General features: G+C 61.9%; 24 protein-coding genes and 1 riboswitch. Of the genes, 11 read left to right on the top strand and 13 right to left on the bottom strand.

What is annotated here, in order from left to right; genetic code table 11:
- Positions 1-16: 16 nt before the first annotated feature.
- From VFW72_RS01605 to clsB, 7 genes are all read left to right on the top strand, one after another.
- Positions 17-1,477 (top strand): sodium:solute symporter family protein, encoded by a 1,461-nt coding sequence (locus VFW72_RS01605; protein ID WP_329672510.1) that lies wholly within the window; start codon positions 17-19, stop codon positions 1,475-1,477.
- A 114-nt stretch (positions 1,478-1,591) separates the two neighbouring features.
- On the top strand, positions 1,592-1,906 hold the full coding sequence (locus VFW72_RS01600) for an FmdB family zinc ribbon protein (RefSeq protein ID WP_329672509.1): 315 nt from the start codon (positions 1,592-1,594) through the stop codon (positions 1,904-1,906).
- A gap of 21 nt (positions 1,907-1,927) precedes the next feature.
- Complete coding sequence (locus tag VFW72_RS01595) at positions 1,928-2,587, top strand: DUF502 domain-containing protein (RefSeq protein WP_329672508.1); 660 nt, start codon at positions 1,928-1,930, stop codon at positions 2,585-2,587.
- A 90-nt stretch (positions 2,588-2,677) separates the two neighbouring features.
- On the top strand, positions 2,678-4,480 hold the full coding sequence (gene aspS, locus VFW72_RS01590) for an aspartate--tRNA ligase (protein ID WP_329672507.1): 1,803 nt from the start codon (positions 2,678-2,680) through the stop codon (positions 4,478-4,480).
- Between the two features lie 82 nt (positions 4,481-4,562).
- Positions 4,563-5,045 (top strand): dihydroneopterin triphosphate diphosphatase, encoded by a 483-nt coding sequence (gene nudB / locus VFW72_RS01585; RefSeq protein ID WP_329672506.1) that lies wholly within the window; start codon positions 4,563-4,565, stop codon positions 5,043-5,045.
- Positions 5,046-5,089: 44 nt separating this feature from the next.
- Complete coding sequence (locus VFW72_RS01580; RefSeq protein WP_329672785.1) at positions 5,090-5,899, top strand: endonuclease/exonuclease/phosphatase family protein; 810 nt, start codon at positions 5,090-5,092, stop codon at positions 5,897-5,899.
- Positions 5,899-7,218 (top strand): cardiolipin synthase ClsB, encoded by a 1,320-nt coding sequence (gene clsB / locus VFW72_RS01575; RefSeq protein ID WP_329672505.1) that lies wholly within the window; start codon positions 5,899-5,901, stop codon positions 7,216-7,218. The genes VFW72_RS01580 and clsB overlap by 1 nt, the downstream gene beginning before the upstream one ends.
- 35 nt (positions 7,219-7,253) lie before the next feature.
- On the opposite strand, the gene VFW72_RS01570 is transcribed toward clsB, so the two are convergent.
- From VFW72_RS01570 to VFW72_RS01525, 10 genes are read right to left on the bottom strand one after another with little or no spacing between them, the layout of a single operon-like run.
- Positions 7,254-7,853: a histidine phosphatase family protein gene (locus tag VFW72_RS01570; protein WP_329672504.1), complete on the bottom strand. Its 600-nt coding sequence runs from the start codon at positions 7,851-7,853 to the stop codon at positions 7,254-7,256.
- Positions 7,799-8,680: an adenosylcobinamide-GDP ribazoletransferase gene (locus VFW72_RS01565; protein ID WP_329672503.1), complete on the bottom strand. Its 882-nt coding sequence runs from the start codon at positions 8,678-8,680 to the stop codon at positions 7,799-7,801. The genes VFW72_RS01570 and VFW72_RS01565 overlap by 55 nt, the downstream gene beginning before the upstream one ends.
- Positions 8,677-9,720: a nicotinate-nucleotide--dimethylbenzimidazole phosphoribosyltransferase gene (gene cobT, locus VFW72_RS01560; protein WP_329672502.1), complete on the bottom strand. Its 1,044-nt coding sequence runs from the start codon at positions 9,718-9,720 to the stop codon at positions 8,677-8,679. The genes VFW72_RS01565 and cobT overlap by 4 nt, the downstream gene beginning before the upstream one ends.
- Positions 9,717-11,228, bottom strand: a complete 1,512-nt coding sequence (locus VFW72_RS01555) for a cobyric acid synthase (protein WP_329672501.1) — start codon at positions 11,226-11,228, stop codon at positions 9,717-9,719. Before VFW72_RS01555 ends, cobT begins: the two co-directional genes overlap by 4 nt.
- 11 nt (positions 11,229-11,239) lie before the next feature.
- Entirely contained in the window at positions 11,240-11,809 is a 570-nt protein-coding gene (cobO, locus tag VFW72_RS01550) for a cob(I)yrinic acid a,c-diamide adenosyltransferase (protein WP_329672500.1), read from the bottom strand.
- Entirely contained in the window at positions 11,809-12,618 is an 810-nt protein-coding gene (locus tag VFW72_RS01545) for an ABC transporter ATP-binding protein (RefSeq protein ID WP_329672499.1), read from the bottom strand. Before VFW72_RS01545 ends, cobO begins: the two co-directional genes overlap by 1 nt.
- Position 12,619: 1 nt before the next feature.
- On the bottom strand, positions 12,620-13,618 hold the full coding sequence (locus VFW72_RS01540; protein WP_329672498.1) for an iron ABC transporter permease: 999 nt from the start codon (positions 13,616-13,618) through the stop codon (positions 12,620-12,622).
- Positions 13,615-14,586, bottom strand: coding sequence for a helical backbone metal receptor (locus VFW72_RS01535; protein ID WP_329672497.1), 972 nt, complete (start codon positions 14,584-14,586; stop codon positions 13,615-13,617). Before VFW72_RS01535 ends, VFW72_RS01540 begins: the two co-directional genes overlap by 4 nt.
- Complete coding sequence (cobU, locus tag VFW72_RS01530) at positions 14,583-15,137, bottom strand: bifunctional adenosylcobinamide kinase/adenosylcobinamide-phosphate guanylyltransferase (protein ID WP_329672496.1); 555 nt, start codon at positions 15,135-15,137, stop codon at positions 14,583-14,585. Before cobU ends, VFW72_RS01535 begins: the two co-directional genes overlap by 4 nt.
- 11 nt (positions 15,138-15,148) lie before the next feature.
- Positions 15,149-17,119: a TonB-dependent receptor plug domain-containing protein gene (locus VFW72_RS01525; protein ID WP_329672495.1), complete on the bottom strand. Its 1,971-nt coding sequence runs from the start codon at positions 17,117-17,119 to the stop codon at positions 15,149-15,151.
- 81 nt (positions 17,120-17,200) lie between these two features.
- A riboswitch (cobalamin riboswitch) is annotated at positions 17,201-17,419 on the bottom strand.
- 75 nt (positions 17,420-17,494) lie between these two features.
- On the opposite strand from VFW72_RS01525, the gene VFW72_RS01520 reads away from it, so the two are divergent.
- Positions 17,495-17,731, top strand: coding sequence for a DUF904 domain-containing protein (locus tag VFW72_RS01520; RefSeq protein WP_329672494.1), 237 nt, complete (start codon positions 17,495-17,497; stop codon positions 17,729-17,731).
- Positions 17,718-18,035: a cell division protein ZapA gene (locus VFW72_RS01515; RefSeq protein WP_329672493.1), complete on the top strand. Its 318-nt coding sequence runs from the start codon at positions 17,718-17,720 to the stop codon at positions 18,033-18,035. Before VFW72_RS01520 ends, VFW72_RS01515 begins: the two co-directional genes overlap by 14 nt.
- A gap of 306 nt (positions 18,036-18,341) precedes the next feature.
- On the opposite strand, the gene VFW72_RS01510 is transcribed toward VFW72_RS01515, so the two are convergent.
- A complete protein-coding gene (locus tag VFW72_RS01510; protein WP_329672492.1) occupies positions 18,342-19,343 on the bottom strand; it encodes a diguanylate cyclase in 1,002 nt (333 codons plus the stop codon).
- A gap of 247 nt (positions 19,344-19,590) precedes the next feature.
- Between VFW72_RS01510 and VFW72_RS01505 the strand changes: the two genes are divergently transcribed.
- Positions 19,591-20,475: an NAD(P)-dependent oxidoreductase gene (locus tag VFW72_RS01505; RefSeq protein ID WP_329672491.1), complete on the top strand. Its 885-nt coding sequence runs from the start codon at positions 19,591-19,593 to the stop codon at positions 20,473-20,475.
- A gap of 16 nt (positions 20,476-20,491) precedes the next feature.
- Here VFW72_RS01505 and VFW72_RS01500 read toward each other — a convergent pair whose 3' ends face one another.
- A complete protein-coding gene (locus tag VFW72_RS01500) occupies positions 20,492-21,691 on the bottom strand; it encodes a GGDEF domain-containing protein (protein ID WP_329672490.1) in 1,200 nt (399 codons plus the stop codon).
- Between the two features lie 90 nt (positions 21,692-21,781).
- On the opposite strand from VFW72_RS01500, the gene VFW72_RS01495 reads away from it, so the two are divergent.
- Positions 21,782-21,994 (top strand): oxidoreductase-like domain-containing protein, encoded by a 213-nt coding sequence (locus VFW72_RS01495; protein WP_329672489.1) that lies wholly within the window; start codon positions 21,782-21,784, stop codon positions 21,992-21,994.
- A 66-nt stretch (positions 21,995-22,060) separates the two neighbouring features.
- On the opposite strand, the gene tssH is transcribed toward VFW72_RS01495, so the two are convergent.
- Positions 22,061-24,736 (bottom strand): type VI secretion system ATPase TssH, encoded by a 2,676-nt coding sequence (gene tssH, locus VFW72_RS01490; RefSeq protein WP_329672488.1) that lies wholly within the window; start codon positions 24,734-24,736, stop codon positions 22,061-22,063.
- Positions 24,737-24,754: the final 18 nt, after the last annotated feature.

Below are 24,754 nucleotides of genomic sequence, written 5' to 3'. Positions count from 1 at the left end.
GCATCGTGTCACTGAAATGAACATCACTTTGCTCGCGTTCGTGATCCTGTACCTGGTGGGCACTATGGGCATCGGGATCTATGCCGGCACCCGTATCAAGAGCACCACCGACTTCGCCATCGCGGGTCGCAGCCTGCCGCTGGCCATGGTGATCACCACGACCTTCGCTACCTGGTTTGGCGCCGAAACGGTCATGGGCATCCCTGCGAAGTTCGTCAATGGTGGGCTCAACGCCGTCGTGGAAGACCCGTTTGGCGCCTCCATGTGTCTGGTGCTGGTGGGCGCCTTCTTCGCCTCTCGCCTGTACAAGATGAGTTTGCTGACCATCGGCGACTTCTACCGCCAGCGTTATGGCGAAGGCGTTGAAATCTTCTGTTCGGTGGCCATCATCCTGAGCTACCTGGGCTGGGTGGCCGCGCAGATCACCGCCCTGGGGCTGGTGTTTTCTCTGCTGTCGGGTGGCGCCATCGCACCCGCCGTGGGCATGACGATTGGTACCGTGCTGGTGCTGATTTACGTTCTCATCGGCGGCATGCTGGCCGTGGCCTGGACTGACTTCATTCAGATGATCGTGCTAGTCGTGGGCCTGTCGTTCATTGCCCTGCTGGCGGGGGAACAAGCGGGCGGCGCTGGCCAGGTGCTGGATCTGGCCGTGAGCAAGGACTGGTTCAAGATCCTGCCGGAACACACAGTCAGCGGTTGGCTGGGCTTCGTGGGCGCTGCCGTCACCATGATGCTGGGCTCCATTCCCCAGCAAGACGTTTTCCAGCGCGTGATGTCGGCCAAAGACAGCGCGACAGCCCGCAAAGGCGCCATCATTGGCGGCTTCAGCTACCTGGCGTTCGCTTTTGTGCCGATGTTCATCGTGGCCTCGTCGCTGATCATCATGCCTGAGCAAACCCGCGACCTGCTGACCAATGATCCGCAAAAGGTGCTGCCCACCCTGATCATGTCGAAGATGCCGCTGATCGCCCAGATCTTCTTCTTTGGGGCCCTGGTTTCGGCCATCAAGTCCACCTCGTCGGCCACTTTGCTGGCGCCCTCCACCAGCTTTGTGGAAAACATCCTGAAGAACATTCGCCCCGGCATGAGTGACCGCCAGGTCCTGCTGTCCCTGCGGATCACGATCTTTGTGTTCACTGCGCTGGTGCTGACCTACGCCATCAAGATGGAAGGCACCGCCATTTACGATCTGGTCTCCTCGGCCTACCAGGTCACCCTGGTCGCGGCCTTCGTGCCTCTGAGCTTTGGCCTGTTCTGGAAGCGGGCCACGACGCAAGGCGCCATCCTGTCGATCGTCTGCGGCATCGGCGTATGGGGCACCTTCCTGGCCGCCTCAAGCCTGGCGTGGTCGTGGGCTGAAGTGGTACCAGGCCAACTGGCTGGCCTCGGTGCCGCCCTGCTGGGCATGGTGCTGGGCTCCCTGGCCCCTCAACTGATTGCCGACCACAAAACCAAACTGGCCCACATGGCGTGAGTTTTGCCACGCGCATGGCCCCACGTCTGCGGGGCAGTGCAACCAGGGTCTTGAAATGCTCAACAGGCGCCCCCATTAAAATGGCGTCTTTAAGGGAAAACCCAAGGGGTTACCATGCCGATCTACGCCTATCGCTGTGAATCTTGCGGCCACGCCAAAGACGTGCTGCAAAAAATGTCCGATCCCGTTTTGACCACCTGCCCCCATTGCGGCGCCGAAACCTTCAAAAAGCAGCTCACGGCTGCCGGGTTTCAGCTCAAGGGTTCGGGTTGGTACGTGACCGACTTCCGTGGCGGCTCTGGTGGCACCAGCGCGCCCGCGACCGGGCCGGCCACCACTGAAGCGGCACCATCGTCCGATTCCGGCGGCTCATCGTCCGGCGGCGACAGCGGTGCCACCCCCTGTGGCTCGTCCTGCGCCTGCCACTGACCCAACCCAAACACCCACCAAGTGAAAAAATACATTCTCACCGGCCTGCTGGTCTGGTTGCCTCTGGCCATCACCATCTGGGTTCTGAAAAACGTCGTCGGCACACTCGATGGCGTATTCGCCTGGCTGATGGTGGCCGCGCAAGCGGTCCTGCCCAGCTCTCTGCACCCGTATCTGAACGATTTGCAGCGCATTCCCGGCTTGAGCGTGATCATTCTGGTGGCGGCCTTGTGGCTCACCGGTGTGGCGGTCACCAACATGGCGGGACAGTGGCTGCTCAACCAGTCCAACCGCCTGCTGTCCAACATCCCCATCGTCAAAAGCATCTACACCTCGGTCAAACAGGTGTCTGACACGCTGTTTTCCAGCAGCGGCCAGGCTTTTCGGGAAGCCGTTCTGGTGCAATACCCTCGCGAAGGCTCCTGGACCATCGCCTTCGTCACGGGCAAACCCAGTGGCGAGGTGGCGGATCGACTGGCTGCCGAGCACGTCACCTTGTATGTGCCCACCACGCCGAACCCCACGTCTGGCTTCATGTTGATGGTGCCTCGCACCGATGTGCGTCAGCTCGACATGTCGGTCGACGAAGCACTGAAGTACATCATCTCGATGGGGGTGGTGGCACCGCCCCCGCATGCGGCCAAAGCCGGCGCGCCCACGAAGACTGCGACTTCGTCCTGAACGGCCACAAAAATCCTCGATTCCTGAGGGACAATCGAGGGTTCTGAGGCGCCAACGCGCGCCTCGCACAAGATCATCCGGAGAACAACGATGCGTACCACTTATTGCGGACTGGTCAGCGAAGCGCTGATGGGCCAGACCGTTACCCTGATGGGCTGGGCCCACCGTCGTCGCGACCACGGCGGCGTGATCTTCATCGACCTGCGTGACCGCGAAGGCCTGGTGCAGGTCGTGTTTGACCCTGACCGCGCTGATTCCTTCAAGATCGCCGAAGACGTGCGCAACGAGTTCTGCCTGAAGGTAACCGGTGTGGTGCGCGCACGCCCTGCCGGCACGGAAAACGCTGGCCTGACCAGCGGCAAGATCGAAGTGCTGGGCCACACCCTGGAAGTGCTGAACGCCTCGGTGACGCCTCCGTTCCAGATCGACGACGAAAACCTGTCGGAAACCACTCGTCTGACCCACCGCGTGCTGGACCTGCGTCGCCCCTACATGCAGAAGAACCTCATGCTGCGCTACCGCGTGGCCATGGAGTGCCGCAAGTACCTGGACGAGCACGGCTTTGTCGACATCGAAACCCCGATGCTGACCAAGTCCACCCCCGAAGGCGCCCGTGACTACCTGGTGCCCTCGCGCGTGCACGACGGCCAGTTCTTCGCCCTGCCCCAGTCGCCTCAGCTGTTCAAACAGTTGCTGATGGTGGCCGGCTACGACCGCTACTACCAGATCACCAAGTGCTTCCGCGACGAAGACTTGCGCGCGGACCGTCAGCCCGAATTCACCCAGATCGATATTGAAACGAGCTTCCTGACCGAACAGGAAATCCGTGACATGTTCGAGGGCATGATCCGCCACGTGTTCAAGAAGGCGCTGGACGTGGACCTGGGCGAGTACCCAGTCATGAAGTACGCCGACGCGATGCACTTGTACGGTTCGGACAAGCCTGACCTGCGCGTCAAGCTGCAGTTCACTGAACTGACCGACGTGATGGCCGATGTGGACTTCAAAGTCTTCTCCACCCCCGCCACAACCAAGGGTGGCCGCGTGGTGGCCCTGTGCGTTCCCGGTGGCGGCACCATGAGCCGTGGCGAGATTGACGCCTACACCGAGTTCGTGAAGATCTACGGCGCCAAGGGTCTGGCCTGGATCAAGGTCAACGAAGTGGCCAAGGGCCGCGATGGCCTGCAATCGCCCATCGTCAAGAACCTGCACGATGCCGCCATTGCCAAGATCCTGGAGCGCACTGGCGCCAAGGACGGCGACCTGATCTTCTTCGGTGCCGACAAGGCCAAGGTCGTCAACGACGCCATCGGCGCGTTGCGCCTGAAGGTGGGTCACTCCGACTTCGGCAAGAAGGCTGGTTTGTTTGAAGACCGTTGGGCACCGCTGTGGGTGGTCGACTTCCCCATGTTCGAACACGACGACGAGGAAGACCGCTGGAACGCCGTGCACCACCCCTTCACCGCACCGAAGGATGGTCACGAAGACTACATGGACACCGATCCAGGCAAGTGCATCGCCAAGGCCTATGACATGGTGTTGAATGGCTGGGAACTGGGTGGCGGCTCGATCCGTATCCACCGCGCTGAAGTGCAGTCCAAGGTGTTCAAGGCCCTGAACATCACCGACGAAGACGCCAAGGTCAAGTTCGGCTTCCTGCTGGACGCTCTGCAGTATGGCGCGCCTCCACACGGTGGTCTGGCCTTCGGTCTGGACCGTCTGGTCACCTTGATGACCAAGGCCGAGTCCATCCGCGACGTGATCGCCTTCCCCAAGACGCAACGTGCCCAGTGTCTGTTGACCGGCGCACCTTCCAACGTCGACGAGAAGCAACTGCGCGAACTGCACATCCGTCTGCGCAATGCGCAAGCGGCAGCCCCTGCTTCGAACTGATCCAGCACGTCGAGCAAATCGACACTACACTGCGCAGGCCACCTCAGGGTGGCCTGTTTTCTTTGGTGCACCTGATTTCGCCATGTCTGGCCCAACTCACAAGATTCCCCAATCCGTTCTGGTGGTCATCTATACCCCTGACCTGGACGTGCTCTTGCTCGAACGGGCTCGCCAACCGGACTTCTGGCAAAGCGTGACCGGATCGAAAGATGCGCTGGATGAGGCCTGGCGCGATACGGCTGTCCGAGAGGTAGCCGAAGAGACCGGGATCGAGGTTGGTAGCCAGCAAATTCCCCATCATGCACTTCAAGATTGGGGCATGGAGAATGTCTACGAGATCTATCCAGTCTGGCGGGCACGTTATGCCCCGGGGGTGACACACAACCTGGAGCGGGTGTTTGGACTGGAAGTCCCCAAGGGCACCCCCGTGACCCTGGCGCCCAGAGAACACACGCAATTTGTGTGGCTTCCCTGGCAGGCGGCCGCCGACAAGTGCTTTTCGCCGTCCAACGCTGAGGCGATTTTGCAACTGCCTCGCCTCATCGGGAAAGCCCGCGAGGGCTGACCGTTTCGGGTGGCACTGGTTCGCGCTATTGTTGGGGCATTGTGCTGAATCCGCTTCAATCCTCCCTGCTGCCCTCGTCCTCCATAGGCTCGCCCTATTTGCGAGTGGCCACCTACAACATTCACAAAGGCGTGATGGGCATGGGCCCCACCAAGCGCCTGGAGATTCACAACCTCGGTTTGGCTGTCGAAGCCTTTGACGCCGACATTGTGTGTCTGCAAGAGGTTCGACGCTTTCACCACCGAGAGGCCCGCAAGTTTTCGCGTACCGACTACGGGCACCGCGCTTGGCCTCACCAGGCGCAGGCAGACTATCTGGCCCCCGAAGGCTATGAGGTGGCCTACCGAACCAACGCCGTGACCCGGCACGGCGAACACGGCAACGCCTTGCTGGCACGCTGGCCCATCGGAGAAATCCGCCACCACGACGTGTCGGACCACCGGTTTGAACAGCGTGGCCTGCTGCACACCACGGTGCACTGGAACCAGACCACCGTCCACGTGATTGTGGTGCACCTGGGTTTGTTCCACCAAAGCCGGGTGCGCCAGACCGAGCGGGTCGCAGAACTGGCACTCAGCCAGATTCCCGCCGATGCCCCCGTGGTGGTGGCGGGAGACTTCAATGACTGGAACGAAAAGCTCGATCACATCTTGACGGATGCGGGCTTGGTGCGTGCCGCGCGGCCCGATGGCTCGCGGGTGCCCACCTTCCCCTCCCTGGTGCCAGTGCTGACGCTCGACCGTGTCTACACCCGCAAGCTGGCCTGCCGCAACATGATGGTGCCGCGCGGCGAAGCATGGGCCCGGATGTCGGATCACCTGCCCCTTGTGGTTGAGTTGGAGCTGCAAGGCTGATGCCTGTACCCGTGCGCGCCCCCACCGAACCTGAGGACGACGGCTGGCAAGGGCTGGCCTGGTATGCGCAGCGCAAGCCCGTCTTCACGGGGGGCAACGAACTCAGGCTACTCAAGGCCGGACAAGCCCTTTTCCCGGCCATGTGCGAGCAGATCGAACGCGCGCACCACAGCATCTGGCTGGCGCTGTACCTGGTTTCGCCGTATGGCCAGAGTGGTGCCGTGCTGCAGGCTTTGCAGCGGGCGGCACGGCGTGGCGTCAAGGTGCACCTGGTGGCCGACGGCGTGGGCTCACACGACGCCCCCCCCTCGATGTGGACGCAATTGCGTTCCGAGGGCATTGATGTGGTCATCCACCGCCCGTTTCACAGGATCTGGGGGATGTTCAACAGCAGTGAATGGCGCCGCATGCACTTCAAGCTGTGCGTGATTGACGAGTCGGTCTCGTTTGTGGGCGGCATCAATCTGATTGACGACCGGTTTGATCTGCACAACGGTTGGTCCGACACGATTCGGCTGGACTATGCCGTGGAAGCCAGCGGCCCCGTGTCCACCCCGGTTCTGCACACCATCAAGGCCATGTGGACTCGCGCTCAGTTTGGGCAGGATTGGCGCGACGAGCTGTGGCCCCTGGTACAGGACAGCGGACGCATGCGGCGACTGCGCCACCTCTGGCAACAGGCCCGCATGCGCTTGACGCCTTCAGAGCAGGCTCCGTTTGCCAAGGCCGCCAGCAACCCTCACCCCACTCGCTGCGCCTTCGTGCTGCGGGACAACCTGCGACAGCGCCGCACGATTGAACGGGCGGCGATTCAAGCGATCAAGCAGGCACGACACGAAATCGACATCGTCACGCCCTATTTCTATCCGGGGCGACAACTGCGGCTAGCCTTGCGCCATGCGGCAGCCCGCGGTGTGCGAGTGCGCCTGCTGCTGCAAGGCAAGGTCGATCTGCCCATTGCAGGCCTTGCCGCACGCGTGCTCTACGACGAACTGATTCGACACGGCATCGAGATTCACGAGTATCAGAAGGCTTTCCTGCACGCCAAGGTGATGCGGGTAGACAAGGACTGGTGCACGATCGGTTCATCCAACCTCGACCCTCTGTCGCTGGTGTTGAACATGGAAGCCAACGTGATCGTGCGCGATCAGCATTTCACAGCCACCCTGACCCGAGAGCTGGAGTCCGACTTCGCCGACAGCCAATTGGTTCAGCTGGCGGCAACCCAACGGCACTGGGCTGATCGGATGGGCCATTGGCTGTTCAGGATGGCGGCCAAGCTTTACCTGCGGTTAGCGGGCATCAGTGGGCACTATTGAGTGCACTTGATTGACGAAGGCGGTAACGCGTGCCGTCAGTCCAGAACCCAGCAATGGCCATAAGAAGGCGGTGCAGGCCATTCATGCGCCCCAGCAGGCAAGCGGCGTTCATGGACCACCCAGCGTCGCGCCAGCATCCAGCCCGCATGGCCCACCACAAGGTGGGGTTGGTCAGGCGCCAGGCCAAGCTCGGCAGCAGGCTGCCATTCCCCCGCCCGGGTCAACAGGGTGCGCAGGCTATCCCCTCCGCCAGGGGAATAGTCGAGGAAGTCACCCACCCAGGCGTCGACCTCGACGCGAGGAATGTCGGACCACAGCCGCCCGTCCCAGGCACCAAAGCTGGCTTCACTCAAAGCGGCGTCGACCACATGGCGCCAACCCCAGGCACGCAGGTAGCGACCGACCATGGCGGAACGCCTCAGAGGCGAGGTGAACACAATGCGCGCCAGCCCTTGTCGGCGCGCTTGCTGGCGAATGCGATGTGCCAGGCGTTTGGCCTTGCGCGAATCGACGGGGGCATCCCACTGGCCGACACAGCGCCCTGCGACCTGCTGTGGTCGAGGATGACGCCAGACCCGGATCACCATCGCACCCAACTCACCGGATGAACCACGGCCAACCAGGCCAGCAAGCAAGCCACCTCGGCGAGTTGTTGGCTGGCACCCAAAGTGTCCCCCGTGAAACCGCCGAGGCGGCGCATGAACCAGCGGCGGCAATAAGCCACCACAGCCACCACGGCCAGGCTGGACCACCCCAGGCAACGTAACAGGGTCGGAACCGGCCAACCTGCCTGCTGCAAGGCCAGCATGAAGCCCAAGACCACCAAGGCCGCCCAGCCCAGGGCCGCCAGGACGCTGCCCGCCCCCGCCTGCAGCGCCAGGGGCTTGGCCTTGGCGTGGTCCGGATCCCCCCCATAGGGCAACAGGGCGGTCAAAGCGACCGGAGCCCAGCGCGACAGGGTGTGGGCCCAGATCAGCCCCATCACGGTCCACCCCAGCAGAACCTGATGCACGTGACTGGATTCGGCGTCAGTCAACTCGCTCAGGTGAGGTGTGACCAGCGACACCAGCACTGAGGCTTTGAGACCGAGCATCAGCACCAGCCCCATGCCGCCGTAGGCCCCCAGACGGGAGTCTTTCATGATGGTCAAGGCTCGCTCTCGGCTGACGGCTCCACCTAAACCATCGCAGGTGTCTGCCCAGCCGTCTTCATGAAAGCCGCCGGTCAGCCAGATCGTGGCCGCCATACTCAAAACCACCGCCACGACCGGTGGCCACCACAGACTGGCTGCGGCCAGCACGAATGCGCCCCACAACCCGACCAGGGCGCCAACCAATGGGAAGTAACGCACGCACTGCTGCAGCCATTCGGCTTGAAAACCGACCCACGCCGGCACAGGCACCCGGGTGAAGAACTGCAGCGCCGTGAAGAACAGGCGTAGCTCGTGAATGATCCGCTTCATGCGTCAGCCTGACTCACGCCAGCGCTTTCAAAGCTGGCCATGTCTCGCAAAATGGCACATGCCGATTCGAGCAAAGGCCAGGCCAATGCAGCGCCAGAGCCCTCGCCCAGACGCAAGCCCAGATGCAGCAAGGGCTGAACCCCCATGTGAGCCAACATGCGGGCATGACCACTTTCATCAGACTGATGCGCAAACACGCAGCGCGACAACACCTCGGGCTGCAACGCCGAGGCCACCAAGGCCGCACTGCTGGCAATGAAGCCATCGACCACGATGACGCGGTCTTCTGTCGCTGCTTGCAGCATGGCGCCACACATCATGGCGATCTCGAAGCCGCCCAATGCAGCGAGTGCCTCCAGGGGCGATTGCGCGTGATCGTTGACTGCGAGGGCTTGATCCAGCACCGCCAGCTTGCGCTGCAGCCCGGCATCATCCACCCCGGTTCCCCGGCCGACGCATTGCACCAAGGGCAAACCTGTGAGGCGGGTCATCAGCAACGCTGCACTCGATGTGTTGCCTATGCCCATCTCCCCCAGCAGGATGGCATTGCCTGGCAAACCGCGAACGAGGTCCGCGCCTTCTTCCAATGCCTGCTGGCATTGGGCCAAACTCATGGCCGGACCGACCGAGGCATCAGCCGTTCCAGGTGCAACCTTTCTGATCTGCAGGCCAGCACGTGGCACCAGATCTTTGGCCACCCCGGCGTCCACCACAGTCAGGGACAAGCCGTGCTGACGGGCCAGCACGCTCACGGCAGCGCCTCCGGCCAGAAAGTTTTCAACCATCTGCCAGGTCACATCGCTGGGGTAGGCCGACACGCCTCGCGCTGCCAGACCGTGGTCGGCGGCCAGCACCACCATCTGCGGTGAAACCAGGCTGGGGCGCTCGGTGTTGAGGATGAGGCCGATCTGCTTGGCCAACGATTCCAGCCGCCCCAATGAACCCAGGGGTTTGGTTTTGTGATCCAGCACATGCTGAAGTCGTGCCGCCAATGCCGGGCGTGCCAACGGGGGCACATTGATACCGCTCGAGGAACTCATGTCTGCCTTGTCCATTCAGAAAGAACACCGGCGTCAAAGTGCCGGTCAATGTAATCGGCCAAGCCGTCCAGCACCTGATCCCAACTGCGGGTGCCGGGCCCGAACTGGGCACGCAAAAGATCCGCTGATTCAAACAGGCCATGGGCGTACACACCCAGCACGGAGCCGCGAGTCCAGCCGAGGGCGTGGCCCGTCCCCTGATCGCGTGCCCACAGCGCAACCTGCGCCTCGCCGCCTTCCACCACGGCTGTGCGACCTTGGTGAATTTCATAGCCCGACCATCGTTGCTGGCGCCAGGGCGCCCAGGCAGAGGCCAAACCATCTGCAAACTGCAACTCGGCTGGCTGCACCAGTTTATGCGGATCGAACCGGGTCACCAGGGGCAAGAGGCCCAAGCCAGGTTGCTGAGCCAGGCCGCCATCCACGCCATCAGGGTCACACAGCCACTCGCCTAACATTTGCAAGCCGCCGCAGATGCCCAGAACCGGTCGCCCCGCTTGGGCATGCGCCACCACGGCATCAGACAGCCCTTGTGACCTCAACCAGGCCAGATCAGACTGGGTGCGTTTCGAGCCGGGCAAGATGATCCAGTCCACGCCATCGAGGTCTTGCGGTCTGCGAGCCCATGACAAACGCACATGGGGCAGATGGCGCAGCGACTGAAATTCATCCAGATTACTGATCGCCGGGTAAGCCAACACAGCCACATGGGTCATGTTGCTGGACGCCGAAAACTCACCATCGACTCGCCATGCGCCACCATCGACCCCATCCTCCTCGGGCAGACCATGGCCTCGCCATTCCGGCAAGACAGCTACCGTGGGCACGCCCGTCAGATCCTGCAACTGCTGAGGCCCTGGTGCCAGCAAGCTGGCATCGCCACGAAAACGGTTGAGCACAAAGCCCTGGATGAGTGCCCGCTCCGACTCGGGCAACAACTGGTGCGTGCCATACAAGTGAGCAAACGCGCCACCTCGATCGATGTCCGTCACCAACAGGCAGCGGGCGCGTGCCTCGATGGCTGTGCGCATGTTCACGTAATCGCTGGCATGCAAGTTGATCTCGGCAGGAGACCCGGCGCCCTCGATGATCACCAGATCGTGGCTGGCCATCAACTCGTGCAAGGCCTGGCGCGCATGCGGCCACAGCAACTCACTGCGCTCGCGCCAAGGCACGCGACGGTAGTCATCGCGCACCTGACCCCAAACCACCACCTGGCTGCCGGTGTCACTTTCCGGCTTGAGCAAGATGGGATTCATCCTCACGTCGGGCTGACATCGCGCAGCCAGGGCCTGAAAGTACTGGGCCGAGCCAATTTCACCCCATCGACCATCAGGGCCCGGCACCACACGAGCGTTGTTGCTCATGTTTTGAGCCTTGAAGGGAGCCACCTTCAAGCCCTGGCGCGCGGCCCATCGGCACAAGGCCGTGGTCAACCAACTCTTGCCTGCCCCACTGGTGGTGCCCAGAACCATGATGGCCTGGGCTTGCGCGCCCTTCGTTGACATGAATATCAGGCTCAGTCTTCAATGCCGCGCTGAGCGGGAATGCCCGCCTCATACGCATGCTTGACCTTGCGCATCTCGGTCACCGTGTCGGCGATGTCCACCAACTCGGCGGGACAATCACGACCGGTCAGCACCACATGCACCTCACGCGGGCGGTTGCGCAAGACGTCGACCACATCCTGCAGAGGCACCCAGCCATAGATGAGGGGATAGGTCACTTCGTCGAGCACCACGAGGAAGTGCTCCCCACTGTTGATGGCCTCGGCCGCACGCGCCCAGCCTTGGCGGGCCAGTTCGGCGGAATGCTCCAGGTCTTTGCTCTTCCAGCTGAAACCGTCGCCCAGACCTTCAATCGGCACCCCCAGCTTATCAAACGTGCGGTGCTCGCCGAACCGCGCACTGGGCACCTTCATGAACTGGAAAATCTTGACTGATTTACCGCGCCCATGCGCGCGCAAGGCCAACCCGAAGGCGGCCGTGCTCTTGCCCTTGCCATCGCCGGTGTTGATGATCAAGAGCCCGCGGCGTTCGGCCTTTTCCTGTTGTTGCGGGGCTTCGGTAGGTGGGTTCTGAATGTCCATCAGCGTTGTTCCGTTGGGTTGTGGTCGCCTTGACCAAATTCAAATTGAGTCAGCACCGTCCATTGCCCATCGACTTGAGCAATGCGGATGGCTCGATCAAAGACGGCTTCCATGCTTCGGTGCACATCAGGGTCGTGTGCGGCACCGTACGCCTGGAGCTGCCCGTCTTGCAGCACCACGATCTGGTCGGCATGCAAAGCCAGCGGCAGTTCGTGCAACACGCTGACCACACAGCGGCCATGCGCCGCCTCGCGGCGCAAGACCTGAGCCACCAGGCGCTGGTGGGGGGCATCGAGATGCGCGACAGGCTCATCCAGCAGCAACACTGGCGCTTGCACCGCCAGCGCTCGGGCCAGGTTCACCCGTTGCCGCTCGCCGCCCGACAAGGCGCACAGACGCCGCTCGGCCTTGTCCTGCAAGTCGGTGTCACGCAGGGCTTGGTCAATGGCCGATTGGTCTGCGGCGGTGCATGCCCCCAAACCCAACCAGCCCTGATAAGGCATGCGAGCCAAAGCCACGGTGTCCCGCACCGTCATGGCGTCATCACCTTCTGACTGCTGCCCCAGCCAGGCCAGTGCGCGAGCCCGCTCGCGCGTGGGCCATTGTGATAGTGCCCGGCCCTGAAGCGACACCTGCCCCTGCCCCACCGGCAGCAAGCCAGCCAGGCAGCGCAGCAAGGTCGACTTGCCAGCGCCATTGGGCCCCACGACGGCCAACCATTGTCCGGCCTGGGCTTGCAGCGACACGCCGTGCAGCACAACACGCCCGCCTCTCTGGGCCTGAATCTGATGCGCGTTCAACACCATCATGTCATGCCCCGCGCCTTTGAATCAGGGCCAGCAAATACACACCGCCCATGACCGCTGTGAGCACACCGACCGGCAGTTCCTGCGGGGCCAGCAACCAGCGCGACAGCACATCAGCTGCCAGCAGGAGGACCCCGCCCATCAAGCTGGCATGCCACAGCAAGGTCCGATGCCGCGCGCCACACCAGGGGCGAACCAGATGAGGGGCCACCAGCCCGACAAAGGCAACCAGCCCGGCCTGCGCGACCGCACCCGCACACGACAAGGCCAGCACCGCCACCAGGGCCCCACGCGCCAACCCCAACGGTACACCCAAGGTGCGCGCGGTGTCTTCGCCCAGCGCCAGGGCATCCAGTACACGCGACAACATCAGCGCGACAGGCAAACTCAGCGCCAAAACAACGGCCATGGCGGCACAGGAAGACCAACCCAACAACGCCGTGTTGCCGAGCATGAATGCTTGCATGGTCCGCCAGGTCTCAGCAGACCAGACCATCAGCAATTGGGTCAACGCCCCCAACACCACCCCGACCACCACGCCACACAGCAGCAAGCGCATGGTGTGCACCGCGCCTCGCGCCAGCACCAGGGTCAGCCAGACACCCGCCACAGCCCCCACGAAGGCCACACCGGTCAATCCTACTTGTGACCACCACGTCGCGGCCACAACCCATCCCGAGCCCACGGTCAAAGCCAAGGCCATCAACAAGGCGGCCCCTGCGGAGCTGCCCAGCAAATAGGGCTCGGCCAATGGGTTGCGGAACAAGCCCTGGGCCACCGCACCGGCCAGCCCCAAAAGGCAGCCCACCAGAAAAGCGCCCACGGTCCGGGGGGCGCGGATGTCCCACACCACGCTCCACCAGACTGGATCCAGGCCAGAAGCAGAACCAGAAGCCGGCATAGGCCATTGCCAACCAGAACTGCCAATCAACAAGCCCAAAACGCCCCACACCAATGCCATGCCGAGCAACGCCAACCCGGCCCAAGTCGCAGAAGCTCTCATCGCGCTTCCCCTTGAGCAACCGCAGCCATGTTCATGCACCGAGCCAGCACTGCGGCCGCCTGCCCCAATCGGGGCCCCGGGCGGGCCAACAGGTCGTAGTCAGGCGCAAGCAGACCACACACACGGCCTCCACGCACTGCGCGCAAGCTCGCCCAGCCCGGGCGCTTGGCCAGCGCCGCGGCGTCATGCGCGGGCAAAACAATCAAGTCGGGATCAGCTCGAACCACGTATTCGGGGTTGATCTTAGGAAAGGGCCCCAGCTCTGGGGGCACCACGTTGCGCCCGCCCAGCAGCGCCCACAAACGCCCGATGAAAGAGGCCTCGCCTGCCGCGTAGGGCGTTGTCGCCACCTCGACATAGACACGCAAACCATGCGAGCCAGCCCGGACCGACTGCTGGGCTTGCTTCAATTCGGTCTGAACGCGCTGCCAGACCACATCGGCCTGATTGGGCTGCCCCAGCAATGTGGCCACCGCCTTCATCACACGCGGCACGTCTTCCAAGGTTTGCGCCTCGAACTCGGCCACCGGCACGCGCATGCTTCGCAACCGAGCTGCCAGACGAGACGACGGCGAGGCCAGAACCAGATCAGGCCGCAAAGCCACAATCGCCTCCAGATTGGCGTCATCCAGGCCGCCCACACGCGGCAAGGTTTGAACTGATGCGGGCCAATTCGACCAGCGATCCACGCCCACCAGGCGTTCGCACGCCCCCAGTACACACACGGATTCGGTCAGCGATGGCAAAAGACTGATCACCCGCTGAGGAGGCTGGGACAGGCTCACCCTGGTCCCACGATCATCCCGCACGGTCAGCGCTGCCGGCTGTTGTATTGCGTTGGCACCGGGTAGATTCGTTTGCGGCCGAGTCTGAGCATGAGCAACCACACACCCCAAGACCAGAGCGGCCCAAAGCACCAGACCGAACGCCCAACTCATGGCATAGGCCTGACCACGGCGCCGGGTCACCACACCTGCACCTCTTGCGTCCAGGGCTGCCCCGCCGCCATCAAGGTCACCAGCTTGCAGCGTTGCGCCACGTCCTGGTTCAACCGCCCCAACTCATCCACGAAATGGCGCACACCCGAACCAGAGGGAATCACCCCCCAACCAATTTCATTGGTCACCAACACAATCGGGCCGCGTGCACGCTCCAGCGAGCGAAGCAAATCAGCCCGCGCCACCGGCCAGTCCTGAGCCAGAGACGCATCAGCCTCCAGAGGCATCAGCCAGTTGGTCAACCACAAAGGCAAACAGTCAACCACCAGCAAGCGCTCTGGCTGCGACCAAGCCTGAATACAAGACCCAAGTTGGTAAGGCGCCTCCAACACCTCGAACCCCGCAGGTCGATCTTGTCGATGGCGCGCGATGCGATCGCGCATCTCGTCGTCACCGGCCAGTGCAGTGGCCACCACCGAAACTCGATGGGTGGCCGACTGCGCCAGCCACCTCACACCCAATCGTTCAGCGAAGCGCGACTTGCCACTGCGTTGACCACCGAGAATGAGATGTGACTGCATGGGTAACCCGATCAGAACTGCTTGCTCAGGCTGGCCTTGATCACCTGACCTGGGTCAGGATACGCATAGCCGTACTGGCACATATAGGCGTTCGCATAGTTCAAGCGATCACCCAGGTTGGACACCACCAACCCCATGCGCCAGCCATCGCGTTCAAAACTGTAGCCGGCATCGACGCTGACTTGCGCCGGAATGCGAGTGGGGCAGGTGTTATCGAAATCATCCCCAAACCGGGAGGACGACAAGTACTGTGCCCCCAGATGGATCGACTGCGAGTCGCTCAACGCCACCCAAACACGTGCCGTAGCCGAACGCGGCGACACCAGTACACGCTGCTTGCCGGCATACGGCCCTTCGCTGAATCGAGCCGACAGAGACTGGGCAGACCCCGTCACCGTGACCTTGGCGGTCACAGGCCACTTGCCGTCCACCTCCACACCTTGACGGCGCACCGGATCGATGTTGCGGTTGCAACAGAGATCCCGGTCCAAGGGGTTCAGGTCCAGATACAAAATTTCGTGAGTGGTGTCCTGTCGGAACACTCGCGCGTTGAACACCGCACCTTGGGCTGCCCAACGCAGCCCCAACTCCCGATCCTGACTGGTCTGTGGCAACAAAGGCTGGCCATTCGGAGTCGACGCGTTTTCGTCAAAATTGGCCAAACGGAACGAACGCGCCGCACGACCGTACACCTGCCACTGATCATTGACGGCCTGACTCACCCCAAACTCCGCCGACGTCACGGCATCACGGCGCTCATAGCCACTCCAGGACGTGGTCTCACGCTTGTTGACAAACTCGCGGCGCACCCCGGCATTCACTCGGGTGCCCCCATTGACCGTCACATCCGAGTACGCATAGACAGCGCGGTTGATCTGCAGCCCCGAATTGGGGTCGGCGCCCTCGGGGGTGCCCCGCTTCCAGTGCTGGAAATCAACCCCCACGGTTTGCAACCACTGGCCCCAACTCAGGTCCAGGTCGTAAGACAACTTGGGCGACACCTGCTGGTTGCTCACTGCACTGTCGGACTCACTGCCGTAATAGGTCGAAGTGGTGCTGCGATAGCGGGCCGACGCATCCAATTGCGCCATCCAAGGTCCGGCCTGCCATTGCGTGTTGCTGATCAACCGGGTTTGAACCGATTTGCCCCAACTGCTGTCATCAGTCGACTGGCGACGGTCCTGACGCAGCTCATCGAACGTCAGGGGTCCCGGCCACTGGCTGAACTGCTCGTCACGCATCAAACGCAACTGCTGAGACCAGGCCCCCTCCGCCAGCGAAGCCCCCAACGAATACACATCGTTGTCCGACTGGGCATTGCGTCGATAACCCGGGCTGGTCTGGCGGCGCACGGTCGCGTCCAGCGCCCAGGCGCCCACCTTGGCCGCCGTAGAGCCATGCAGCACGTAGCCACCCAGGCTGTCGATCGATCCGCCCAGACTGGAACGCGAACCGGCCAAGGCCGCGCCGTCTTTCAACACCACATGAATGACCCCAGACGTTGCGCCCTCCCCCCACAACACGCTGGAACCACCGCGCTGCACCTCAATGCGTTCGATCTGGTCCACCGGCACACCCGACAGGCGTGCACTGGAGAGGTCGGTTTCACTCACGCGAATGCCATTGATCAGCACCACGGTGTTGGGGTGAGTGGCATCGCCAAACCCACGCAGATCGATGGTGTCATTGCCCCCGTTGGACAAATCCTGCTTGCCAACGAAGCCGCCCAGCTTGCGAATGGCTTCGAAAACCGTGTCCACTCCGGACTTGCGAATCTCGTCGGCTGAGATCACCGTCAATGCCGAGGTGGCCGTACGTGCACTGGCGGGAGAACGCGTCGCGGTCACCACCACCGTATCGAGTGACTCGGTCGGAGCGGGTGTCGCTGCCTCAGCGGAAAAAGAAGCCAATGCAGCAGCTGCCCCCAACGCAACGGCGGAGGGAGACACAGGTGCCTTGCGCACCAAGAACGAAAACAACATGATGTAGGGAAGTAACGAGTGCTCCCGCCAGCGTCCCCGCAGGTCTGGAGCGAAATGGCCTGCACGCGCCCAAATGGCGCGAACGCAAACCCCCTGTTGGCCGGTATCCGGGCTAGACGATGCAACCCATGACACCTTCCCAGGTAGAACCCAGTGGCAGAGAACATGAGCGAAGCAGAGTGGGCGCAAACCCATCAGCTTGACCGTCGACCGTTGCGGGGGCAGCGCAGTTCGAAACCTGCTTCCCGTTTAACTTCGGCGAGGAACCTCGCCGTATGCACCAACGGCAGGCATTGTAAAGGCGGCACCCGCTACGAGGAATACAATCCCCTTTGAGATGCCAGAGTACCCGGCCTTTGCTGACGGTGAGCGCCCATGTCCCGAATTGATGAAATGACCGAACGCGTCGAGCGTCTGCTGCTTCGCCACGAAGAACTGCGGCGCACGAATGCGCTGCTGCAGCAACAGCTGACCGCGACCATGCAAGAGCGTGACTCGCTCAAGACCCGACTGTCGGCCGCGCGCGCGCGCATCGATGCCCTGATTGACAAACTGCCACAGGCCACAGGCGCCACATCGGCAGAGGTTGAAGATTCCGATGAAGCAAATTGAAGTCTCGATCATGGGCCAGAGCTACCTGCTGGGTTGCCCGGAAGGTGGCGAGGCTCGACTCCGCGATGCCGTGACCCAGGTAGACCGCGAAATGTGCGCCATTCGCGATTCAGGCAAACTCAAAGCACGTGAGCGGATTGCGGTGCTGGCCGCACTGAACCTGGCCTATGCCCTGACCGACCCTGCCAACAAACAAGCAGCAGCGCAACCCCAAGTCGATGTCGACTTGCCTGCCCCCGAGTACCTCGACAACTTGATCGCTCGCCTCGACCACGCGCTGGATCAGGATGGCCACCTGATCTGATCTGTCAATAAAGCCCCCGACTACCGACAACAGTTTCGCTCAAGGGGCTGAGTTGGCCGTAGAATGAAATCGTTCGTCGCGTTCGTGGTTGTTTTTATTTCCTTGAACCGATGCTCTTTGAGCCAGGGCTTGGAACATCGCTGCACAGGTGCGATCGTCTCGCGTCAGATGAACCCGAAGTGCTGCTGACCTCGCCCACCTGAATCCCCTGGGTTCAGGAATGCGGCAACCAGTCTGCGACGAACCCTTATGCAAAACGGGCAGGTCCTCTCCGAGGAACCTGCCCGTTGTCTTTTGGGAGAAAAATCAGGCTTCCTGAGCGAACTGGATGCTGGCGAGCGCCACGCGATTGCCGCCCTTTTCACGCGCCCCGGCCAGAGCCCGATCAGCGCTGCGCATCAGTTCCTCGACCACCCCTGCGGTATGAGGGAAGCTGGCCACGCCCATGCACACGGTGAAAGGAATTTGTTGCCCGTTGAACGGCACGATGTGTTGCGAACACTGACGCCGCAACTGCTCCATCCTGGAATGGGCAATTGCCAAGCCCACACCAGACAGCAGCACCACAAAGCGGTCGCCCCCCAAACGACAAGGGGAATCCATCGCGCGGGTGTTGGCGCGCAACAAGCGCCCCAGTGCCTCGACCACACGCTCGCAACCTTCTACGCCATGGCGCTGGCGAATGTCTTCCATGTTGTCGATGGCCACGGCGACCAGGGCAAACTCGCGCTGCTCGCGGCTCGACAAATCGGCCTCGCGGCGCAGTTGCTCTTCAAAGTGAGCTCGATGGTACAGACCCGACACCGTGTCACGCACCTGGTTGTCCTGCACTTCCCGACGCAAGGCGTCATTGGCCTTTTGCTGCTGCTCCAACTGGGCCAAAGCATGCTGCAACTGAGTTTCTTTCCGGCGCGCCTCGGTCACGTCTTGCCATACCGACAACAACTTGGCAGGCGCATCATCGCGCTCGCGCATCACCTGGCGCCAAGCCACAAACTCATGGCGTTCACCGCCAATTTCCAACTTGTGCTCGGCTCGCACACCACGACTCGATGCGGCCAGGGTCTGTTGATCCGCCGCACGCAGGGCCATGGCTTGGCTGGCCTCAAACAAATCAGCATCGACCGCCCCAACCACGGGTTTCTGGGTCAGGCCCAACAGGCGCGACGCCGTGTCATTTGCGTGTTCATAGCGACCCGATGCGGCATCCTTGATCAAAATGGCCAAGCCAAACTGATCCAGCGCTTTCAGAAAAGCATCTGTCAACACCTGCTCACCGAGAGCGGACTGGGCAATAGCATCAAGCATAACCATGCGCTTTTGATTGTGGGGGTCTACCCATGGGGGGAAATATTCGCTGAAATTACCTGATCTGACTGCCCTTCAAACAAGGGATCAAGCCAGGCTTTCCGCGTCAAGTGCACGCTTTGCAACGAAAGGCGCTTCAAGGGCCTCACCCAATCCTCCATGGATACCCGAGGTCACGCCACAGAGGCCCTCAAGCGATCACCGACAATGGCGCCTTCCTGTATTCATTTCCGACCCCCAAACCACCATGACGACGATCTGTTTGCTGGGATGCGGCCTGATGGGCACGCCCATGGCACTCCGCCTGCTGAACCACGGGTTTCCCCTGATCGCATGGAATCGCACACGCAGCAAAGCGGACGCGCTCACCGCCCACGGCGCCCGGGTTGCAGATACACCAGCTGCTGCGGCACAAGACGCCGACATCGTGATCACCATGCTCGAACACGGCGGCGTGGTGGAGGACGTGCTGTTCAACCCAGCTTTGCCTGGCGCGGCACTCGGCCTACGCCCAGGCAGCCTCGTCATCGACATGAGCTCGATCCTGCCGGAACAGGCGCAGTCTCACGCCCCGAAACTCTCTGCGCAGGGGGTCGCCTACCTGGATGCCCCAGTCTCAGGCGGTACCTTGGGTGCGGAAGCGGGCACGCTGGCCATCATGGCCGGAGGCAAAGAAGCTGATTTCGAACGCGCCCGCCCCGTGTTGGAGGCACTCGGTCGCCCCGTGCACGTGGGCCCCACCGGCTCCGGTCAATTGACCAAGCTCGCCAACCAGATGATTGTCGGCATCACGATCGGCGCGGTCGCCGAAGCCCTGCTGCTGGCGCAAAAAGGGGGCGCCGATCCTGCCAAGGTCCGCCAGGCCTTGCGGGGTGGCTTCGCCGAAAGCCGGATCCTCGAAGTCCACGGACAACGCATGGTCGACGAGGACTTTGCCAAACGTGGTTCTCTGGCCATACAACTCAAGGACCTGCGCAATGCACTCTACACCGCGGGAGCACTCGATTTCCAGGCCCCCATCACGGAAGCTCTGACCGATTTGTACGCCCAGGCGGCCGAACACGGCTTCGCCGATCTGGACCAGTCAGGGCTATATCGAGAACTACAGCGCCGCCAAAACAGCGGGCAGTGATCAGGTAAAGCGCACCTCAGGAGGCCAAAAGCGAGCGGTTACGCCCCTGGCGTTTGGCCTCGTACAGCGCCACATCGGCGCGATCAATCGTGGCTTCGACGGTCTCATCAGGCATGCACCGAGCCAATCCGGCCGAAAATCCCATGCGCAGATCTGGCACGGAGGGGCTGATCTCATAGTCGCCCAGGCTCACACGCAAACGCTCGATGCCCGTCACCGGACTGGTTCCGGGCTCTTCCAGCATGATGATCAGAAACTCTTCCCCACCCCAGCGGCTGATGACATCGGCCGAGCGCATGACCTTCGAAGCCTGCCGCGCGAAGCCCTTGAGAACTTCGTCGCCCACGCTGTGCCCCCAGGTGTCATTCACTCGCTTGAAGTGATCCAGATCGATCAGCGCAACCCACAAACCCAGGTTGTTTCGCTTGAGCAGTGTTTTGTATTCCTGCAAAACCAACAGCCCCTGGCGGCGGTTGATCAGCCCCGTGAGGGCGTCACGAGTGGCCATTTCATGAATGCGCTCCAGGGCTGCCGTCAAATCGCGTTTCTGCTCCTTGAGGCGATTTCTCATCGCCGCAATCTGGGTGGCGAGATAAGCCATCACCGGCACGGTGACCACCACAAAAATGAAGTGCACCAATTCGATGTGAGGCGGGTAGTGAACCGGATCCGTCTGGGCCTTGTAGTACATCGTCACACTGGCCAGCAAGACCACGTACGCCCCCGAAATCATGGCGCTACGCGGGTTCATGTTGAACACGCCAAAAAACATCACCAGAGCGTAGAGGATCAGCGTCGCACCGTGGGCCTCGCCGGTAATCGAGTATGCGCCGGCAATCCAGGTCTGCGCCGTCAGCACCTGAACCAGGGTCAGCGCGGGTTCGTCAAAACGTTCGCTCCAACCTGTGCGAATGGCCAGATAGAAAACCACGCAGGAACTCAGCATCAATCCAGACAGAATCTGGCCGCTCAAAGGGGCGATCCAGCCGTTGCGCACGCCAAACCACATGAGCAAGGCACACAAAACGAACACCTGAATCGACGCCAGGGTGCGAATGACACGAATTCGGCGGAACGGCTCTACCCCCAACAACAGGGGAAGACGAGGGCGAGCACGCACCTGGCGCTCAACTAAAAACCGGGAATCGAGTTGCGAATCCTGCCCAACCTGATTGGGCTCACCAGCGGAAATGGCGTCGTTCGAGTGAGAAGGCATCGTGAAAGATGACGCGCGCGTAGGTATCTATAGTCAGGTTTCCAGCATAACGCGGATTGCCCCGCAAAGGGGCGCGATATCATCCCGGCCATGAATCTCCCCCCTCTGACCGATAAGGAATCCGCGAAATCGATGTTTCGGATTTTGAACACGGCTGCCGCAGCAAAGGGAATCAAACTCAGACCGGCGCCGGAAGAGCCAACCACGTGCTGCGGCAAGGGGTGCAACGGTTGCGTCTGGGAAGGCTATTACGAAGCCGTGGTGTACTGGCGCGACGAAGCCCTGCTGATGCTGGAAGACTAGGAAAAAGGGAGACCCGAGGGTCTCCCTTTTTTAATCCCCATGGCTGGCCATCGCCACCATCATCGTTCAACTGATCTTGAACTTGAACTGCCCAGTCTTGCTGGCACCCACTTTGATCTTGCTCAGCGCCTTGCCTTCGGCCATGCGAGCCAGCACGGCGTCGGCCACTTCGGGCAGCAAAGAGCCATTCAAAACATGGTCCACGGCACGCGCGCCGGTATCGACTTCGGTGCAGCGGCTCAGCACCAACTCCAGCAAGGCGTCGTCGTATTCCAGTGCAGCCTGGTGGTTGGCCTGCACACGCTGAGCAATGCGATCGAGCTTCAGCTTGATCACGTCGATCAGAACATCGTCGCTCAGGGGGTAGTACGGCACCACCTTGGTACGACCGATGAAGGCCGGCTTGAAGGTCTTGTACAGCGTGGGGCGCAGCATGTCGGCCAGTTGGTCGGCAGTAGGCAGCTCCTCAAACGCCTTCATCACTGTGCCGCCCGCCTCTTCATCGTGCTTGAAGCAAGCCTGCATGATGCCTTGTGAGCCGGCATTCGAGGTCAGGATGATGACGGTATTGCGGAAGTCGATCTCGCGGCCTTCGGCGTCGTCCATCAATCCCTTGTCGAACACTTGGAAGAACATCTCCAGCACATCGGGGTGGGCTTTTTCGACTTCGTCGAGCAGCACCACGCTGTAAGGTTTGCGGCGCACGGCTTCGGTCAGCACGCCACCTTCGCCATAGCCCACATACCCAGGGGGAGAGCCCTTCAAGCCGCTCACGCTGTGCGCTTCCTGGTATTCGCTCATGTTGATGGTGATCAGATTGCGCTCACCACCGTAAAGAATGTCAGCCAGAGCCAGCGCGGTTTCGGTCTTGCCCACGCCAGAGGGGCCCACAAACAGGAACACCCCCTTGGGCTTGTTCGGGTCTTCCAGCCCGGCACGAGCCGTGCGAACACGCTGAGCAATCGCCGCCAAGGCGTGATCCTGACCAATCACGCGTTGCTGCAAGCTGTCTTGCAGATTGCGTACGGTCTTGATCTCATCCTTGACCATCTTGCCCAGGGGAATGCCCGTCCACGAGGCGACGATCTCGGCGACCACATGGCCGTCCACCTGCAAGGGCACCAGGGGGCGCTCGCCTTGCAAAGCACTCAACTCGGCTTGCTTGCCCGCCAACAACTCACGGTCGGCGTCGCTGGCCACACCGGCCGTTTCGATCTGCTCACGCAAGGCGCGAATGTCGGCCACCAATTGCTGCTCGAAAGCCCAACGCTCTTCATCGGCCTTCAGGCTGGCTTCAATGGTCTGACGCTCTTGCGCCAACTCATCCAGACGCGCGCCGTGCTTGGCGCCCGTGCTCAGCTCACGGCGCAGCACTTGCTCTTCGGCGGTCAAGCGGTCCAGTCGCTTGCGCGCATCTTCAATGCGTGCGGGAGTGGCACTTTGGCCCAACGCCACCTTGGCGCAGGCCGTGTCCAGCACACTGATGGCCTTGTCCGGCAATTGGCGACCACTGATATAGCGAGCCGACAGGCGCACCGCTTCGGAAATAGCCTCGTCAAACAGGCGCACGCCAAAGTGCTTTTCCATCAAGGGTGCCATGCCACGCAACATGGCGCAGGCCAGCTCCTCGCTGGGTTCTTCCACCTTGATGACCTGGAAACGACGGGCCAACGCCGGGTCTTTTTCAAAGTACTTTTTGTACTCACCCCAGGTGGTGGCCGCAATGGTGCGCAGCTCGCCACGAGCCAAGGCCGGCTTGAGCAGGTTGGCGGCATCATTCTGCCCAGCCTGACCACCGGCACCAATCATGGTGTGGGCCTCGTCGATGAACAAGATGATGGGATGCGGGCTGCGCTTGACCTCATCGATCACGTTCTTCAGGCGGTTTTCAAACTCCCCCTTGACCGAAGCACCGGCCTGCAGCAAGCCCATGTCGAGCACGTGCACCGCCACCCCTTGCAGTGCTTGCGGCACATCATTGAGGGCAATGCGCAAGGCCAGGCCTTCCACCACCGCGGTTTTGCCCACGCCAGCTTCGCCGGTGAGGATCGGGTTGTTCTGGCGACGACGCATCAGAATGTCGATCGCCTGGCGGATTTCGGCATCACGCCCGATCACCGGGTCGACCTTGCCATCACGGGCGCGCTGTGTCAGGTTCGTGGTGAACTGATCAAGAGCGGGAGTCTTGCCCGCTGCGGCCTGCGACAGGTTTTCTGCGGCAGCGCCCTCCTCGGCGGAGTCAGCCGAGGCACCCGCTGCCTTGACGTGCTCCGGCGAGCCTGCGGTCAAGGCATCCAGCTTGTGCTTGAGCTCATCCAACTGGAAGCGCGCAAACAACTTCGATGCACGGTAGGCCATCTGGCTCAGGCTGGGCTCGGTCAACAAGGCCAACAGTAAGTGGCCACTGCGAATGCGGGCCGGCGGCGACTCCAGTGAAGCGATCAGCCAGCCATGTTCCAGCAACACTGGCAGGTGCGACGAAAACACGGGGGTGCGCGTGTTGCCCGTCTTGAAGTTGGACAGCTCACGCTCCAGATCGCGCTGCAGTTCCGTGGTCGACACATCGTAGCGACGGCACAGCAAAGACAGATCCGAGACCGGCTCCTCCAGCAAGGCCAACAGGAAGTGCTCCAGATCGACTTCGTAGTGCCCACGTCCCATGCAGAGGCTGGCGGCGCGCTCTGCGGCACGCCGCGTGGTGTCGTTGAGCTTGGAGATCAGCGTTTTGAGGTTTTGACTCATGGTGATGACAGCTTCCTG

Origin of the sequence: Aquabacterium sp., from assembly GCF_036273115.1 — a bacterium.
GTDB lineage: Bacteria > Pseudomonadota > Gammaproteobacteria > Burkholderiales > Burkholderiaceae_C > Aquabacterium.
The sequence above is the reverse complement of the archived record's forward strand: the minus strand, read 5'-3'. Positions and strand labels throughout refer to the sequence as shown.